This is a genomic window from Streptomyces flavusporus (assembly GCF_046267975.1).
GTDB lineage: Bacteria > Actinomycetota > Actinomycetes > Streptomycetales > Streptomycetaceae > Streptomyces > Streptomyces flavusporus.
This window is the reverse complement of the sequence record NZ_CP176503.1, coordinates 9,455,447-9,471,857: the sequence shown is the minus strand read 5'-3', so window position 1 is coordinate 9,471,857 and position 16,411 is coordinate 9,455,447. Positions and strand designations below refer to the sequence as shown.

The following is a 16,411-nucleotide window of genomic DNA, read 5'->3' as shown; positions in this document are numbered from 1 at the left end:
GGTGAGTCCCTTGAGCCAAGCAACCCTGTCCCTGAGCCGTACGCGGTACTCGCTCGCGCCGTGGGCTCGGATCGTCGGGCTGACCGTGTGCGCCCTGCTGACCCTGGGCCCGGTCATCTGGACCGTCTCCACCTCGCTGCGCACCCCGGCCGAGGCCTTCGACCTGCCCCCGAAGCTCATCCCGACGGACCCGTCCGCCGACGCCTACCGCGGGGTTTTCGACCAGATCGACGTCTGGCTGCTCGCTCTCAACTCGACGCTGGTGACCGCGCTGATCGCGGTGGGCCAGATGATCACGGCCGGGCTGGCGGGATACGCCTTCGCCCGCCTCGAGTTCCGGTTCAAGAAACCGCTGTTCGGGCTGGTCCTGGCGACCATGATGGTGCCGCTGCAGGTCACCATCGTGCCGGTGTTCCTGGTACTGAAGTCGATGAGCCTGACCGACACCCTGCTCGGCCTGATCATCCCGGCCTTCCCGACCGCCTTCGGGACCTTCCTGATGCGCCAGTACTTCCTGGGCATGCCGAAGGACCTGGGCGAGGCGGCAATGCTGGACGGCTGCGGGCCCTGGCGGACCTTCCGGTCCGTGTACGCCCCGCTGGCCGCACCCGGACTCGCGATCGTCGGCGTACTGGCCTTCAACTACCACTGGAACGAGTTCTTCCGCCCGCTGATCCTCGAGACCTCCGGCCAGAACTACACCCTCCCCCTGGGCCTGGTCTCCCTCCAGGGCAACCTCGGCACCGGCTCCATCTCGGTGGTGCTCGCCGGTGTCGTCCTCTCCATGATCCCCGCCGTCGCCGTGTTCGTCGTCGGCCAGCGCCCTCTCCGTGAGGGCATCACGTCCGCAGGAGTCAACCGTTGAGCCTCACCGCTCAGTCCACGGACCCCGGCGCCCCGCGCTTCCGGGTCCGTCCCCCCGCCAACTGGATCAACGACCCGAACGGCCCCTTCCGCTGGCGGGACCGGTACCACCTCTTCTACCAGCACAACCCCGACGCCCCGGTGCACACGAACGTCCACTGGGGCCATGTCTCCAGCGCCGATCTCGTCCACTGGGAGCACCATCCGATCGCGCTCTCCCCGACCCCCGGCGGCCCGGACGAGGCAGGCTGCTGGTCGGGCTGCGTGGTCGACGACGACGGCGTGCCGACGGCCGTGTACACGGGCGTCGACCGGCAGCACACCGGCCTCGGCTCGATCTGCCTGGCGCGGGCGTTGATGCCGGAGGACGAGACACTGACCGACTGGAGGCCACTGCCCACGCCGGTAGTGACCGGGCCGCCCGGCGACCTGGACGTGGTGATGTTCCGCGACCCGTTCGTGTTCCACAGCGGTGGCCGGCGGTGGGCCCTGGTCGGCGCGGGGCACGCCGACGGGACTCCGTCGGTGCTGCTGTACGACTGTGACGACCTGGCCGACTGGCGGTTCGCCGGGGTGCTCCTCGACGGCAACGACCCTGTCGCGGCGGACGCGTTCGGGGACAAGGCGGTCGGCTGGGAGTGCCCGCAGCTGTACGCGACGGCGGGCGGGGAGTGGGTGCTGGTGGTGTCGCTGTGGGACGGAAACCCGTGCGCCACCGGTTATCTGACGGGTCGCCTCCAGCCGTACGGCGAGGACGCGTTGCGCTTCGAGGCCCGCACCGGCGGGCGGCTCGACCACGGTCGGGACTTCTACGCGCCCGCCGTACTCCAGGAGCCGGACCGGGCGCTCATGTGGGGCTGGTCCTGGGAGGCACGTGAGCAGAGCGAGGTCGATCGTGCGGGGTGGGCCGGTGTCCTGACCGCGCCGCGGGTGGTGGACGTCCATCCCGACGGCGCCCTGCGGGTCGTACCGGCTCCGGAACTCGAACTGCTGCGTGCGGCCGAGCCGTTCGTCACCTCACCGGGTCATCGCACGCCGCTGCCGGAGGCGTACGACCTGACCGTGACCGCATCCGGCCGGACCACCGTGAGTCTGCTGCGGTCCGCCTCGGGCGCGGAGCTGACGGTCCTGCTGGACCCGGACGCGGGCACGGTGACACTCGACCGCGGTGACTGGCCGCGAACTCGGCCGGACGGTTCGGCGCCGATCATGATGCGGGCGCCGGCCGACGAGGTGCGGATCCTCGTCGACGGCTCGCTGTTCGAGCTGTTCGTCGGCGACCGGGCCACGGTCACCGAGCGGGTCTACCGGCGACCGGACGATGTGCCCGAGCTCGTCGTCACGGGTTCCGGGGCCACGGTCACCGGCTGGGAGCTGGTCCCACCGACGCACGGCTGATCACGGGGCAGGCGAGGCGCCGTACCGTCGCGGGCGGCGTCCTGCCCGTGTCGATGGAGTCGAGGACCAGCCGTGCGGCGGCCTCGCCCATCGCCCGGTGGGGCAGCGCGACAGTGGTGAGGGGCGGCGTGAGGAACTCGGCCATGTGTTCCTGGTCGTCGTAGCCGACCACCGACAGCTCGCCGGGGACGGCGATGCCGAGCCGGGTCGCGGCATGCAGGACACCTGCCGCGACCCGGTCGTTGTAGCAGAAGATCCCGGTGGGGCGCCGGTCGGCAGGGGCGCCGGCCAGGATGTGGAGCGCGCCCTCGTGCCCTCCGGTGATCTCGCCTCCGCTCCGTACCACCCATTCCTTGGGGACGGTGATGCCCTCGGCACGCAGGGCGTCCCGGAAGCCGCGCAGGCGGTCGACGGAGGCGATGTCGTCCTGGCCGCCCACCATGGCGACCCTGCGGTGCCCCTCGTCCAGCAGCAGCCGGGCCGCCGTACGGCCTCCCGCACGCTCGGCGGGGATGACGGCGGGCAGCGAGTCGTCCTCGGGCAGGCAGTTGGCGAGGACGGAGTGGGTGCGGTGCAGGCCCTCGGGGACGCGGACGCGGCGCAGCGACATGGCCGCGTAGATGATGCCGTCCACGCGTCGGTCGAGGAGTTCGGCGACGGCCGCGTCCTCCTTGGCCGGATCGCCGCCGGAGTCGATGGTCAGGACGAGGTGCTCGCTGTCCCAGGCGGTCTCCATCGCGCCGCGCAGCAGCCGGCCGGCGAACGGCGACGAAGCGATCTCGTCGGTGACCAGGCCGATCACGGCCGTACGGCGGCGGCGCAGGCCTCGGGCGACAGGGTCGGGGCGGTAGCCGAGCTCGGCGGCGGCCCGGCGGATGCGCTCCTGGGTGGCGGGCGAGAGATTGCCCTCGGCGCGGCCGTTGAAAACGAAGGAGACAGCCGTGTGCGACACACCGGCGAGCCGGGCGACGTCCCGTGACGTGGGACGCCCCGATCCCGTCGGCTGCTTCTCCTCGGTGCCGCCCATGCCGTCCGCTGCCCTCATCCCCCACCCGTCCGGTTGATCAATCCTCACCCTATCCGTGACGCTGGATGTACGGCACAGTCGAGGGAAGGTCGGACGGTGATCAGCATCCCGCTGCACACGCTCAACGACGGTACGAAGATCCCCGCCATCGGTCTGGGTACCTGGCCGCTGGACGACGCACAGGCGGAACAGGCAGTTCTCGACGCCCTGGAGCTGGGCTACCGCCTCGTCGACACGGCGACGAACTACCGCAACGAGACGGGGGTCGGCCGTGCCGTCGCCCGCAGCGGTGTCCCGCGCGAGGAGGTGGTGGTGACGACGAAGCTCCCGGGCCGGCACCACGGCTACGAGGAGACCCTCGCCTCCTTCGAGGAGTCCCGCGCCCGTCTCGGCCTGGACTATGTGGACCTCTATCTCATCCACTGGCCGCTGCCCCGCCTCGACAAGTACGTGGACTCCTGGAAGGCCATGATCAAGCTGCGTGAGGACGGCCTCGTCCGGTCGATCGGCGTCTCCAACTTCACGGCCGAGCACATCGAACGGCTGGAGAAGGAGACCGGAGTCCTGCCCTCGGTCAACCAGATCGAGCTGCACCCGCTGTTCCCACAGGACGACCTGCGCGCCTTCCACACCGGCAAGGGCATCCTCACCGAGAGCTGGAGCCCCCTGGCCCCCGGCACCGACGTCCTGGACGATCCCGTCGTGACCGGCATCGCCGACGCCCTCGGGGTGACCCCCGGCCAGGTCGTCCTGCGCTGGCACATACAGTTGGGCGCCCTGCCCGTCCCGAAGTCGGCGAACCGGGAGCGGCAGCGCGAGAACCTCGACATCTTCGGCTTCACCCTGGATCCCGGCCGGATGAGCGCCCTTGCCGACCGGGCTCATCGGCGCCTCGGCGGGGCTCCCGAGGTGCACGAGGAGTTCTGAGCGGGCGTTGCGGGCAGCGCGTCGGCGGGGTTACTCGGGGCGCTCGGGAAGGAGGCGCTCGTGGGCGAGGAGGACCGGCTGCGGGACTAGCGCGGCAAGCGTGACTTCGGGCGGACCCGTGAGCCGGAGGGGCGTGCGGCGACTCCCGGCGCGGAGCCGTTGAGCCACGACCGCAAGGGGCGGGCGGCGCACAAGGGCGGGGTACGCCGGATCCCCGTCGGGCCCGTTCGGTGCGAAGCGGTCGTACGCTCGGCCAGGTGGCCGCGGACGTCCGGGAGGACTGAGCGCCCGTCGCGCGTTCAGCGCAGGTGGCGTTCGAAGTGGTCCATGGTGGTGTCCATCGAGTCCCGCCACCGCGAGGAGAAGGTGTGCCCCTCGCCGGGATGCTGCACCAGCCGGACGTCCTTGCCCGCCGTCTCGAACGCGGCGGCGGTCTGCTCCGACCACCTCGGGGGGCAGGTGTCGTCGGCGGTGCCGTGGTGGATCAGCAGCGGCTCGGTCACGCGGTCGACGTAGGTGAGGGGTGAGATCTCCTTCCAGAAGGCGGGGTTCTCCCGGGGGCTGCCGTGTTCGGCCTCGATCTCGGCGACGACCGGGTCGCCATTGCGGCGCTGGAAGTGGTCGAGGTTCTCGGCGGGGCGCGAGCTGACCGGTGCGTAGACCACGGCGGCGTCCACCAGGCCCGGTGCCACCACCAGCGTGTTGTACACGACGCCGCCGCCCATCGACCGGCCGAGCAGGCCGATGCGGTCGTTGTCGATCTGGGGGAGGCCGGACGAGCGCAGGGCCTGCACGGCGGCGATGACGTCCTCGGTGTAGCCGAGGCGGAGGTTGACGTCGTTGTCGGGGTCGTCGTCGGAGCCGGCGTGGTTGCGGTAGTCGGTGTGCAGGGCGACATAGCCGTTGCGGGCCAGCAGGTCCTGCTCCCGGGCGAGTCCGCGACCGGTGGTGTAGACGTCGGGATCGATGTAGCCGTGCGCCAGCACCAGCGCCGGGAAGGGGCCCCTGCCCTCGGGAACGTTCATGAGGCCGGAGATGGTCAGGCCGTTCGCCTCATAGGTGATCGCGTACTGGGTGTAGGCGTCGGTGCGCAGCCGTACAGTGCCGAGCCGGAGGCCGGATCCGCGGTGCTCCCGGGCGATGAGGCCGGGGATCGACACGGGGTCGGGCGGCTTGGACGTGGGGGCGCTGGGGGCCGGCGACGCGGTGCGGGTGGGCGTCGGCGGGGCGGTGTGTGCGGGGTCGCCGTCCCCGTCCGTGCAGCCGACGGCGGCCGCCAGCACCAGGCAGACGGTGACGCAGGCCTTGCCCACCAACCGCATGCCGCCAGTATCACCGACGGGGCGCGGTCGCGTCGGGCTCTCGTACGATCAGGCCCGATGTGCGCGCAGGGCGATCAGGGCACGGTCGGCGTGTGTGTTCATGCGAAGTTCGCTGCGGACGACCTCGAGGACCGTGCGGTCCTGCGCGATGACGAAGGTGACGCGCTTGGTGGAGGCCAGCTGGAACCCCCGCTTCACGCCGAAGCGTTCACGGACCGTGCCGTCGGCGTCGGACAGCAGCGGCATGCCGAGCGTGTGGCGTCCGGCGAACTCCTGCTGCCGCTCCACCGGGTCGCCGCTCACGCCCACCGGCCGTGCGCCGACGGCGGCGAACTCCGCGGCCAGATCACGGAAGTGGCAGGCTTCGGCGGTGCAGCCGGGGGTCATGGCGGCGGGGTAGAAGAACAGCACCACCGGCCCCTCGGCGAGGAGTTCGGACAGGCGCCGCGGCGTACCGGTCTCGTCGGGCAGTTCGAAGTCCTCGACCTTGTCGCCGACGACCGGCTGGGACGGGGGCACGGTTCCTCCTCTGGTGGCCTGGCGCGTGAGCTTACTGGACGGTAAAGAGGTGTCCGGAAGGCGCCCTCCACGAACGGCGGTTGTGAGCCGTGGCTCAGGAGGGGGCCGCCTGGGCGGTGGGTCGCTGCTCGGTGTCGTCGTCGACGGCCGCGGCGAGGAAGTCGTCGACCATGCGGTGGAAAAGGGTGGCGAGCTGCCGCAGTTCCTCCGGCGACCAGTCGGCCAGGGCCAGCTGCATGCCCCGGGCGCCGACGTCCCGGATCCGCTCGATGGCCTGCCGGCCGGTCTCGGTCAGCTCGATGCGCTGGGCGCGCCGGTCGTCGGGGTCGGGTACGCGGGTGACGTATCCGGCCTTCTGCAGCTGCTGCACGGTGCGGGTGACGTGCGAGGCCTCCACGCCGAGCCGGTTGGCCAGCTCCCCCGGGCGCATCGGCTCCGAGTCCGCGACCTGGCGCAGCAGCGCCACGGCGGCGCGATCCAGCGGCACCTCGGCCAGGGCCATCAGCCGGTCGTGCTGCCGGGCGCGGGTGCTGAGGTAGGTGATACGGGTCAGCGCCCGCTCGATCTCGGTCACTTCCGGGGAAGCGGGCGCGGCGGGGATCGGGGGTGTGGGCATGGGACCCACTTTACCATCTCATTGCGTAACTCAAGTAATTTACCCGCACCCTCGGCCGCGGGCACGGACTCCTGCCAGCCCGCGCCCACCGCGATGTCCTGCCGCCACACCCGGATCGCCCGCGGCGGCATCCTGTCGATACAGCCCCGCGCCCCTTTGGGGCGCTGCCCGGACCACCGCTGGGCCGACCAGCTGACGGTCACCAGCACCGGCGACGGCCCCGCACCACTGCCGACGGCGCCCCGGCACCGTCGGCAGTGACCTCCACGCGGGGCACCCTCCCCGGGGGGAATCGAGGTCACCACCCGACTGACGCCGTACCCCACCGCCCAGGCAGGGGAAGACGGAACCCATGACCATCCGCGTGCTGCTCGCCGACGACCAGGCCCTGCTGCGGGCCACCTTCCGCATTCTGATCGACTCCTGCGAGGACATGGAGGTGGTGGGCGAGGCCACCGACGGTGCCCAGGCGATCGACCTCGCCCGTACCCACCGGCCCGACCTCGTCCTGATGGACATCCGTATGCCCGGCACCGACGGCCTGGCCGCAACGTCCGCCATCTGCGCCGACCCGGAGCTGTCCGCGACCCGCGTGCTGATCCTGACGACCCTCGAGATCGACGAGGACGTCGCCGAGGCGCTGCGGGCCGGCGCGAGCGGCTTCCTCGGCAAGGACGTCACCGCCGATGGGTTCCTGGACGCCCTGCGGACCGTGGCCTCGGGCGAGTCCCTGCTCTGCCCACTCGCCACCCGCGCCCTGATCACCCGCTTCCTGGCCACGCCCGCCGAGGGCTCCCGGCTGGCCACCCCGGAGGACCTCACCGCGCTCACCGCCCGCGAACGCGAGGTGATGGGCCGGGTGGCCGAGGGGCACTCCAACGAGGAGATCGCCCAGAAGCTCCTGCTCAGCCCGCTGACCGTGCGCGCACACGTCCACACGGCGATGACGAAGCTGGGCGCCCGGGACCGGGCCCAACTGGTCGTCATCGCCTACCAGTCGGGCCTGGTCCGGGCCGTACCGCCCCCCTCCGTCGGCCGCTGACCCCACCCGCCGTTCAGGGGAATCCTGCGGGCGGGGCGCGTGGCACCGCCCCGCCCCGTCGACACCTAGGCCCGTGACCCTGCCGCTGATCGCCCCGATGCTCGCCACGCCCGGCACGCTGCCGCCCGCCGCACAGGACGCGCGGTGGGCCTACGAGACCAAGCAGGACGGTCAGCGTGCGGTGGTCTACCTGGCCGGCGACGGCAGTGTGCTGCTGCGCGCCCGGTCCGGCGAGGACATCACCGCCACCTACCCGGAGCTGCTGCCGCTGGGCGGCGCCCTCGGCAGCACGCCCGCGGTGCTGGACGGGGAGGTCCTGGCACTGGACGAACAGGGGCGCGCCGACTTCCAGTTGCTGCAGTCCCGTATGGTCCTCGCACACGCGCCGTCCCGAGCGGCCCGCCGGGCGGCGGAGCAGCCGGTCCACCTCGTACTGTTCGACGTGATGCACCTGGCGGGGCACTCACTGATCGGGCAGTCCTACGTCCGGCGGCGCGCCCAGTTGGAGGGGCTGGGCCTCGACGGACCGTTCTGGTCGACGCCGGGCGCGCTCGTGGGGCACGGCGAGCAGGCGCTGCAAGCCACTCTCGAGCACGGCCTGGAGGGCCTGGTCTGCAAACGGCTGGACTCGGTGTACGAGCCGGGGGTGCGCTCCCGGGCCTGGATCAAGGTCCGCAACATGCGCGGCGAGGACGTCGTCGTGGGCGGCTGGCTGCCCGGCAAGGGGCGGCTGACCGGCCTGCCCGGCTCGGTACTGCTCGGCCAGCGCGACTCCGCCGGACGGCTGCGCTACGTGGGCAACGTGGGCACCGGCTGGAGCGAGGCCGAGCGGACGGAACTGGCGGCGCTGCTGCGGACGCTCACGACCGACGTGTGCCCCTTCCACCCCGTGCCCCCCGTGGCGGGCGCCCGCTGGGTGCTGCCTCGGCTGGTCGGCGAGGTCCGCTACAGCACCCGCACCACGGCCGGGCTGCTGCGCCAGCCGTCGTGGCTGCGGCTGCGGCAGGACCTCACGCCCGAGGAGTCCACCGCCGACCTGCCCGAACACCTCGCCTGACACTGCGTCAGCAGGAAGTTGTCGGCTGTCCTTCACCAGGGGGACACTTGTGACCTCTTGGCCTGGAAGGGAATCCCGGGGAAGCTGAACTGCCCTTTCCCCCACAGCCGTTGGGCTGCGCCCGAATCAGGAGGAGGACGCAGTGTCGTCACCGAAGTCCACTCTGCACCGCAGGAGATGGCTCACCGGCCTGGCCGGCGCCGTCGCGCTCGTCATCGCCTTCCCCGCCACCGCCTTTGCCGCCCCGCCGCCCGCGCTGCCCATGAACGCCGACAGCCAGGAGCGGACGTATCAGCCGGCCTTCGACTACGACACGGACGGCTGCTACTCCACGCCCGCCATCGGCCCCGACGGCACCGTCAACGGCGGCCTCAACCCGACCGGCGCACTCAACGGCAACTGCCGGGACGCCTCCGACCTCGACAACACCAACAGTTACTCGCGCTACAAGTGCAACAACGGCTGGTGCGCCTACATGTACGGCCTGTACTTCGAGAAGGACCAGGCCGTGGCGGGCAGCAGCCTCGGCGGTCACCGCCATGACTGGGAGCACGTCGTGGTGTGGGTGCAGAACAACCAGGTGCAGTACGTCTCGACGTCCAACCACGGTTCCTTCACCGTGCACACCGCGTCGCAGATCCGTTTCGACGGCACCCACGCGAAGATCGTCTACCACAAGGACGGCGTCAGCACGCACTGCTTCCGTGCCGCCAACTCCAATGACGAGCCGCCGGAGAACCACAAGGGCACCTGGCAGTACCCGCCGCTGGTCGGCTGGAACGGCTACCCGGCCGGCGTGCGCGACAAGCTGACCTCGTACAACTTCGGCAGCGCCAGCTTCGGTCTGAAGGACGGCAGCTTCAACTCCCACCTCGCCTCGGCGAAGCCGTCGGGCATCGCGTTCGACCCCAACGCCTGATCCGCGGTCTCGGGAGCGACGGGGACCGGCAACGGTCTATCGTGTCCGCATGCCGGTCCCCGATCTGATCCGCATCGTCTCCCGCGACTCCCCCATGGCGCTCGCCCAAGTGGAGCGTGTACGCGCCGAGTTGGCGGCCCTGCACCCGGACGTGCGCACCGAGGTCGTGCCGGTGAAGACCACCGGTGACAAGTGGATGGGCGATCTCGCCAAGGTCGAGGGCAAGGGCGCGTTCACCAAGGAGGTCGACGCGGCACTGCTGGCCGGTGCGGCCGATCTCGCGGTGCACTGCGTCAAGGACATCCCCGCCGACCGGCCGCTCCCGGCGGGCACGGTGTTCGCCGCGTTCCTCAAGCGCGACGACATCCGCGACGCCCTCGTACACCCGGGTGGCCACACCCTCGACGAACTCCCGCCCGGCACCCGGGTCGGCACCTCCTCCGTACGCCGCGTCGCCCAACTGGCCGCCACCCACCCGCACCTGGAGTGCGTCCCGTTCCGCGGCAACGCCAACCGGCGGCTGGCGAAGCTGGCCGCCGGCGAGGCGGACGCGCTGCTGCTCGCCGTCTCCGGCCTGGAACGCATCGGGCGCCGCGACGTGATCAGCGAGGTCCTCTCCCCCGAGACGATGATGCCGCCGATCGGCGCGGGCATCCTCGCCCTGCAGTGCCGCGAGGGCGACACTGACCTCATCGGCGCCGTCAGCGCGCTCGGTGACCCGGACACGCACCGGGAAGCGACGGCGGAGCGCATGTTCCTGCACGTCCTGCAGGGCCACTGCAACAGCCCGATCGCCGGGTTCGCCCGGGTGGACCGCGGCGGCGAGCTGTCCCTGCGGGCCTGTGTGTTCACCCCCGACGGCAAGACGCGGCTCAACGCCCACGAGTGGGCCGGCCGCCTCGACCCGGCCACCCTCGGCACCTCGGTCGCCGTGGCCCTGCTGCGTCAGGGCGCCCGCGAGATCATCGACGGCATCCCGCACTGACCCGTCCGGTCAGGCGGTGCCCTCCTCCGCCTGGCCGCGCAGGAAGTTGCTCACCTGGTGGGCGAGGCTCTCCCGGCCCGCCGTGGAGGGGGCACAGGAAGAACCCTCGGACAGGCCGGTGCCGCCCGCCCACAGCCGGCGGTCGGTCCAGTCGTCGTCCACCCGCAGCTGCACCTGGACGTCGACCCGGTCCAGGGCGGCCTCGGGTCCGGCCGCGTACAGCACGGCGGTGGCGCGGCGCAGCGGGTAGACGTCGTAGCCCTCGATGAACTGTGAGTTGCGCCAGTCCAGGAACGCGCTCTCCCCGTCGGGGCCGATCCGTACGTCGATCTGGCCGTCCTCGAGGTGGATGCCGAACCTTCGCTCGCCGCGGTTCTCGACGGTCACGCGGACCCGGAAGTACGTCAGTCCTTCGGCGGCGTCGTCGCGTCCCCGCGGCGGGTCGGCCCGCTCCAGTCGGTGGACGCGGACGCGCAGGCCGGCATGCTCGTCGTACTCCTGCCAGTCCCCGACCACGTTCGGCTCGTACACGGTGCACCTCTCGAACTCTCGAAGCTGCTTCCTATCCGTGGGCTCAGCGCACTGTCAAATGAGCGGAATGCGCTGTGGCCAGGGAATTCCCCCGTTTGATCGCTGATCAAGCCGTGCCCAGGGAGAACCGGCACGGGCGGGTTCACCGGCGTGCCGCACATCACGTCCGGACACGAGATCAGCGGACCAGCCGTCGGCCGGATGTCGACGGTGGAGAACCGCCTGGTCGCAAGGTGTCATGCCATTCACGAAAGGTGTTTCATCCCGGTTTGTCCAGGGAATCTGCATGGCAGTGCTTCGGACAGGAGGCACGTTCGTGGGAACCGGCTCGCCGGCCCCGGTGTTTCCGTGCGGTCCGAGCGCGCCTCCCACGGTGTCTGTCCACCCGGCACCTGCTGAGGGAGGCGCGCGGATGCGTACCGCCGGCAGAACGAAACAACACCCTCACGACGACGCCCCCGACACCGCCGCCGACTTCGAACGGCTCCAGCAGCTCCCCGAGGGTCCGGAACGCAAGGCTCTCCGCGACGAGCTGGTGCGACTCTGGCTGCCCATGGCGGAGCGCATCGCCGTCCGGTTCCGGGGCCGCGGCGAGGCCCTCGAGGACCTGTACCAGGTAGCGGCACTCGGCCTCGTCAAGGCCGTCGACCACTACGACCCCTCCCGCGGCCGCGCCTTCGAGGCGTACGCCGTGCCGACCGTCACCGGCGAGATCAAACGCCACTTCCGTGACCACATGTGGACGCTGCACGTACCCCGGCGCGTCCAGGACCTGCGCAACCGGGTGCGCCGCTCCGTGAAGGAACTGGCGCACACGACCCCGGGGCGGGCCCCGACCATCGCCGAGATCGCCGCACACGCGCAGCTGAGCGAGGACGAGGTGCGCATCGGGATGGAGGCCCTGGAGTGCTTCACCGCGCTGTCTCTGGAGGCGGAGATGCCGGGCACCGACGGTTACGCCCTCGCGGACGCGATCGGCGGTCCCGACCCGCGCTACGACGTCGTCGTCGACCGAGTGGCGGTGGCGCCCTGTCTGCAGGCACTGCCGGAACGTGAGCGCACCATCCTGTACCTGCGCTTCTTCCAGGGCATGACCCAGAGCTGCATCGCAGAGCAGTTGGGCATCTCCCAGATGCACGTCTCCCGGCTGCTCAGCGCCTGCTTCGCCCGGCTCCGCGAGGAACTGCTGGCCGGGACGGCCCGCTGAGGAGGCTTCACTGAGGGGGCGCGCCGGGAATCTGCGTCGGACCGTGCCGGTCGAGGGCGTCCTCCAGTTCGACGCGGATCTCCGGGGGCAGCTCCCCCCTGCGGCCCCAGATCAGAATCAGTTCCGCGACATTGCGGAGCTTGATGTTCGTGTGCTGGGAGACCTGTTTCAGCACCGCCCACCCCTGGTCCGGCGTCACCCGCCCCAGCGCGACCATCATGCCGATGGCCTGGTCCACCACGGCATGGGAGGCGAGGGCTTCCTTGAGCTGGGCCACTTCGTCCTGCAGTGCCTGGACCTGGTCCGTGGCGTCCGGCGGTACGCGTGTCACCTCTCCATCCTCCCACCGGTACTGCCGCCTGCCACCGGGGTACTCGGCAGGCGCCAGGACCGGTTCCGGTTGGACACTGGTGCCAGACCGGTAGCTGCCGGTCGACGAGACCAGGACGACTGCCATGAAACATGACTCGACACCCGCCTTCCCTACGACGGACGTCATGTCCACGCACACCAATGTGGGTGCGCCCTGCTGGGTGAGTCTGACCAGCCACGATGTGCGGGCCACCGAGGAGTTCTACACCGCTGTGCTGGGCTGGGAGTGGCGGAAGGTCAAACTCGGCGAGCACTTCCGGATCGCCATGGCGGACGGGGTACCGGTCGCGGGGATCGCGGCGGTGGCCACCATGTGGCAGATGGCGGTGGCCTGGACGCCGTACTTCGCGGTCCGCAGTGCCGACGAGGCGGTGGGCCGGGTCCAGGAGCGCGGCGGTACGACGGCGGTCGGGCCGATCTCCCTGCCGCCCGGACGGGCGGCGCTGCTCGCCGACCGGGACGGCGCGACCTTCGGCGTCTGGGAGGGGGAGCTGCCCTCCGACTGGGAGACCTGGCGCCGCGCGGCATCGGCCTTCATCCGGCTGCACACCCGCGACGCCTTCGACGCCGCGATCTTCTACGGCGAGGTGCTCGACTGGGCGTCCGCGCCCCCCGGGTGCTGCGAGATCAACTACGAGGGGGAGGAAGTCGTCATGCGCATGCGCGGCGAGGTCGTGGCGCGGATCGAGTCCGGCGCGCTGGGCGCGGCCCCGGACCCCAGCATCCGGCCGCACTGGCAGGTCCACTTCACGGTCGGCGACGTGGCCGCCTGCGCCCGGGCCGCGGTGACGCACGGCGGGAGCGTGCTGAGCGAGGGGGCCGAGGAGGCGGTCCTGCGCGACCCCGACGGCGCCCAGTTCACGGTGACGTCGCGTCGCGCACGGTGACGCCGGGCCGGGAGCCGCGCGCGGCGGACGCCCGGCCCGGTCCGCTCACTCCGCGTTGCGTGACGGCCGCGAGAGCAGCACGAGACTGCGGGCCTCGACGGTCACACCGGTGCCGGCCTTGTGCTCCCGCTCGTCCGGGGTGCCCTGGGGGTCAGCGGTGTCGATCAGGGCCGTCCAGCGTTCGCCGTAGGTGATGTCCGGCAGCCGGAAGTCCACCGGCTCCCAGTAGCTGTTGAGGAGCAGCAGGAAGGAGTCGTCGATCACGGGGCGGCCGTACGCGTCGGGTTCGGCGATGGCGTCGCCGTTGAGGAAGACACCGACGGAGTGCGCGTCGGAGCGCTGCCAGTCCTGGTCGGTCATCTCGCGGGCGTCCGGCAGCAGCCAGACCAGGTCGGGCAGCGGCTGTCCGGCGTGCGTCACCGTCTCGCCGCGGAAGAAGCGGCGCCGGCGCAGCACCGGGTGCGCGGCGCGCAGTGCGATGACGTACCGCGTGAAGTCCCGCAGCTCGCGCTGCTCCTCGGTCAGCCGCCAGTCGATCCAGGAGACGTCGTTGTCCTGGCAGTAGGCGTTGTTGTTGCCGCCCTGGGTGCGGCCGAGTTCGTCTCCGTGGCAGAGCATGGGAATGCCCTGCGACAGTAGCAGCGTGGCGAGGAAGTTGCGCTGCTGGCGGGCCCGCAGCTCCAGGACGTCCGCGTCGCGGGTCGGGCCCTCGGCGCCGCAGTTCCAGGACCGGTTGACGCTCTCGCCGTCCCGGTTGCCCTCACCGTTGGCCTCGTTGTGCTTGTCGTTGTACGACACGAGGTCGCGCAGGGTGAACCCGTCGTGCGCGGTGACGAAGTTGACGCTGGCCCGCGGCCTGCGTCTGCTGTGCTGGTACAGGTCGGAGGAGCCGGTCAGCCGGGACGCGAACTCGCCCAGCGTGTGTTCGCCGCCCCGCCAGAAGTCCCGTACCGCGTCCCGGTACTTGCCGTTCCATTCCGACCACAGCGGCGGGAAGTTGCCCACCTGGTAGCCGCCCTCCCCCACGTCCCAGGGCTCGGCGATCAGCTTGACGCGGCTGATCACCGGGTCCTGCTGGATCAGGTCGAAGAACGCCGACAGCCGGTCCACCTCGTGGAACTGCCGGGCCAGGGTGGCCGCGAGGTCGAAGCGGAAGCCGTCGACGTGCATCACGGTGACCCAGTACCGCAGCGAGTCCATGATCAGCTGCAGGACGTAGGGGTGGCGCATCAGCAGGCTGTTCCCGGTGCCGGTGGTGTCGTAGTAGTGCCCCCAGTCGCCGTCCACCAGGCGGTAGTACGAGGCGTTGTCGATGCCGCGGAAGGACAACGTGGGGCCCTTCTCGTTGCCCTCGGCGGTGTGGTTGTAGACCACGTCGAGGATCACTTCGAGGCCGGCCGCGTGCAGCGCCTTGACCATCGTCTTGAACTCGGCGACCTGCTCACCGCGGGTGCCGTGGGCGGCGTAGGCGTTGTGGGGGGCGAAGAAGCCGATCGTGTTGTAGCCCCAGTAGTTGGACAGGCCGCGGTCCTGCAGATGGCCGTCCTGCACGAACTGGTGCACCGGCATCAGTTCGACGGCGGTCACGCCCAGCGAGGTCAGGTGGTCGACGACCGCGGGATGGGCGAGTCCGGCGTAGGTGCCGCGCAGTTCGGGCGGCACGTCCGGGTGGGTGCGGCTGAGCCCTCGTACATGCGCCTCGTAGATCACGGTGTCGGCGTACGGCCGCCGGGGCGGGCGGTCGTCGCCCCAGTCGAAGGCCGGGTCGGTGACGACGCCGAGCATGGTGTGGCCGGCACTGTCGGCCGGGTCGGGGCCGGCCGTGGAACGCTCGTACAGCGAGGGGTGGTTGTCGATCTGGCCGTCCACTGCGGTGGCGTACGGGTCGAGCAGCAGCTTGGCCGGGTTGCAGCGCTGTCCGAGGGTCGGGTGCCACGGGCCGTGCACCCGGTAGCCGTAGCGTTGCCCGGGGCCGGTCCCGGGCAGATAGCAGTGCCAGACGAAACCGTCGACCTCGGTCAGCGGGACGCTGCGGTGCCGCCCGCAGTCGTCGACCAGGACGAGTTCGACCCGTTCGGCGACCTCGCTGAACAGGGCGAAGTTGGTGCCCTTGCCGTCGTAGGCGGCACCCAAGGGATAGGGGTGCCCGCTCCACGCGGGCACCCCGGTCTTCCGGTTCGGCTGCTGCGTCACCGCGCGTCCTCCAGAGCGCCGTCGTCCGCCGGGTTCGGCGGGGCGCCCAGTGCGGTGACCGGGAGCTCGCGGGGCACCTGAAGCCCCTCGCGCAGGTTCGGCGCGGGCGCCTTCGGCACCAGCGGGACGCGCTGGCCGGCGCGGGCCCGCTGCGAGAACCAGATGACCTTGCTGCCGGTGTCCGTGGCGCAGCAGCCCCAGCCGTCGCTCATCGCGGCGATGTGCTCCAGGCAGGCACGGAGATCCTGGTCCGGGCGGAGCCCGTGGTCGTCGCCGCCGACGGCGGTGATCAGGTGCTGGCGGTTCCACCACATCTCGATCGAGGTGTGCTTGTCCGACGCGTGTTCGTCGATGGCCTTCAGCAGCAGCTCGGCGCTGTGGCAGACGGGCTTGACGAGCAGTTCGAGGTCCCAGTACCTGAGGTGGGCCGCCAGGATGCGGCTGACCTGTCCGACGCGTTCCGGGCTGACCTCCACGTCGAGGTGGTAGTAGCAGGGCACTGCGGTCTTCATCGTCGTGGCTCCTCACCGGCGAGGCTCTCGCTC

General features: G+C 71.2%; 18 protein-coding genes. 10 read left to right on the top strand and 8 right to left on the bottom strand.

The window, feature by feature from the left end; all coding sequences use genetic code 11:
• The first annotated feature begins 10 nt into the window (after positions 1-10).
• Both ACKTSN_RS44670 and ACKTSN_RS44665 read left to right on the top strand, forming a co-directional pair.
• Positions 11-865 carry a carbohydrate ABC transporter permease gene (locus tag ACKTSN_RS44670; protein WP_409474281.1) on the top strand — a complete coding sequence of 285 codons (855 nt, stop codon included), beginning with the start codon at positions 11-13 and terminating at the stop codon, positions 863-865.
• Complete coding sequence (locus ACKTSN_RS44665; protein WP_409474280.1) at positions 862-2,262, top strand: glycoside hydrolase family 32 protein; 1,401 nt, start codon at positions 862-864, stop codon at positions 2,260-2,262. Before ACKTSN_RS44670 ends, ACKTSN_RS44665 begins: the two co-directional genes overlap by 4 nt.
• Here ACKTSN_RS44665 and ACKTSN_RS44660 read toward each other — a convergent pair.
• Positions 2,225-3,289, bottom strand: a complete 1,065-nt coding sequence (locus ACKTSN_RS44660; protein ID WP_409475081.1) for a LacI family DNA-binding transcriptional regulator — start codon at positions 3,287-3,289, stop codon at positions 2,225-2,227. The genes ACKTSN_RS44665 and ACKTSN_RS44660 overlap by 38 nt on opposite strands.
• A 96-nt stretch (positions 3,290-3,385) precedes the next feature.
• Between ACKTSN_RS44660 and ACKTSN_RS44655 the strand changes: the two genes are divergently transcribed.
• Positions 3,386-4,216, top strand: a complete 831-nt coding sequence (locus ACKTSN_RS44655; RefSeq protein WP_409474279.1) for an aldo/keto reductase — start codon at positions 3,386-3,388, stop codon at positions 4,214-4,216.
• A 299-nt stretch (positions 4,217-4,515) separates the two neighbouring features.
• Here ACKTSN_RS44655 and ACKTSN_RS44650 read toward each other — a convergent pair whose 3' ends face one another.
• The 3 genes from ACKTSN_RS44650 to ACKTSN_RS44640 all read right to left on the bottom strand — a co-directional run bounded on the left by ACKTSN_RS44650 (position 4,516) and on the right by ACKTSN_RS44640 (position 6,673).
• Positions 4,516-5,538: an alpha/beta hydrolase family protein gene (locus tag ACKTSN_RS44650; RefSeq protein ID WP_409474278.1), complete on the bottom strand. Its 1,023-nt coding sequence runs from the start codon at positions 5,536-5,538 to the stop codon at positions 4,516-4,518.
• 48 nt (positions 5,539-5,586) lie between these two features.
• Complete coding sequence (locus ACKTSN_RS44645; RefSeq protein WP_409474277.1) at positions 5,587-6,057, bottom strand: peroxiredoxin; 471 nt, start codon at positions 6,055-6,057, stop codon at positions 5,587-5,589.
• Between the two features lie 94 nt (positions 6,058-6,151).
• Complete coding sequence (locus ACKTSN_RS44640) at positions 6,152-6,673, bottom strand: MarR family winged helix-turn-helix transcriptional regulator (RefSeq protein WP_409474276.1); 522 nt, start codon at positions 6,671-6,673, stop codon at positions 6,152-6,154.
• A gap of 93 nt (positions 6,674-6,766) precedes the next feature.
• On the opposite strand from ACKTSN_RS44640, the gene ACKTSN_RS44635 reads away from it, so the two are divergent.
• The 5 genes from ACKTSN_RS44635 to hemC all read left to right on the top strand — a co-directional run bounded on the left by ACKTSN_RS44635 (position 6,767) and on the right by hemC (position 10,676).
• Positions 6,767-6,934 carry a hypothetical protein gene (locus ACKTSN_RS44635; protein WP_409474275.1) on the top strand — a complete coding sequence of 56 codons (168 nt, stop codon included), beginning with the start codon at positions 6,767-6,769 and terminating at the stop codon, positions 6,932-6,934.
• 91 nt (positions 6,935-7,025) lie between these two features.
• The gene (locus ACKTSN_RS44630; RefSeq protein WP_409474274.1) at positions 7,026-7,715 is read left to right on the top strand and encodes a response regulator; all 690 of its coding nucleotides are present in this window, start codon (positions 7,026-7,028) and stop codon (positions 7,713-7,715) included.
• 73 nt (positions 7,716-7,788) lie between these two features.
• Positions 7,789-8,772 (top strand): ATP-dependent DNA ligase, encoded by a 984-nt coding sequence (locus tag ACKTSN_RS44625; protein ID WP_409474273.1) that lies wholly within the window; start codon positions 7,789-7,791, stop codon positions 8,770-8,772.
• A gap of 142 nt (positions 8,773-8,914) precedes the next feature.
• Entirely contained in the window at positions 8,915-9,691 is a 777-nt protein-coding gene (locus ACKTSN_RS44620) for an NPP1 family protein (RefSeq protein ID WP_409474272.1), read from the top strand.
• A gap of 49 nt (positions 9,692-9,740) precedes the next feature.
• Entirely contained in the window at positions 9,741-10,676 is a 936-nt protein-coding gene (gene hemC, locus ACKTSN_RS44615) for a hydroxymethylbilane synthase (RefSeq protein WP_409474271.1), read from the top strand.
• Positions 10,677-10,685: 9 nt separating this feature from the next.
• Here hemC and ACKTSN_RS44610 read toward each other — a convergent pair whose 3' ends face one another.
• Positions 10,686-11,207 (bottom strand): hypothetical protein, encoded by a 522-nt coding sequence (locus ACKTSN_RS44610; protein ID WP_409474270.1) that lies wholly within the window; start codon positions 11,205-11,207, stop codon positions 10,686-10,688.
• Between the two features lie 412 nt (positions 11,208-11,619).
• Here ACKTSN_RS44610 and ACKTSN_RS44605 point away from each other — a divergent pair, with 412 nt between their 5' ends.
• Positions 11,620-12,414 carry a SigB/SigF/SigG family RNA polymerase sigma factor gene (locus ACKTSN_RS44605; RefSeq protein ID WP_409474269.1) on the top strand — a complete coding sequence of 265 codons (795 nt, stop codon included), beginning with the start codon at positions 11,620-11,622 and terminating at the stop codon, positions 12,412-12,414.
• A gap of 7 nt (positions 12,415-12,421) precedes the next feature.
• Here ACKTSN_RS44605 and ACKTSN_RS44600 read toward each other — a convergent pair whose 3' ends face one another.
• Complete coding sequence (locus ACKTSN_RS44600; protein WP_240797341.1) at positions 12,422-12,745, bottom strand: ANTAR domain-containing protein; 324 nt, start codon at positions 12,743-12,745, stop codon at positions 12,422-12,424.
• 124 nt (positions 12,746-12,869) lie between these two features.
• Between ACKTSN_RS44600 and ACKTSN_RS44595 the strand changes: the two genes are divergently transcribed.
• Positions 12,870-13,673 carry a VOC family protein gene (locus ACKTSN_RS44595; RefSeq protein WP_409474268.1) on the top strand — a complete coding sequence of 268 codons (804 nt, stop codon included), beginning with the start codon at positions 12,870-12,872 and terminating at the stop codon, positions 13,671-13,673.
• A gap of 45 nt (positions 13,674-13,718) precedes the next feature.
• Here ACKTSN_RS44595 and glgX read toward each other — a convergent pair whose 3' ends face one another.
• A complete protein-coding gene (gene glgX, locus ACKTSN_RS44590; protein ID WP_409475080.1) occupies positions 13,719-15,836 on the bottom strand; it encodes a glycogen debranching protein GlgX in 2,118 nt (705 codons plus the stop codon).
• A 26-nt stretch (positions 15,837-15,862) separates the two neighbouring features.
• Positions 15,863-16,378, bottom strand: coding sequence for a pep a2 (locus ACKTSN_RS44585; RefSeq protein ID WP_409474267.1), 516 nt, complete (start codon positions 16,376-16,378; stop codon positions 15,863-15,865).
• Positions 16,379-16,411: the final 33 nt, after the last annotated feature.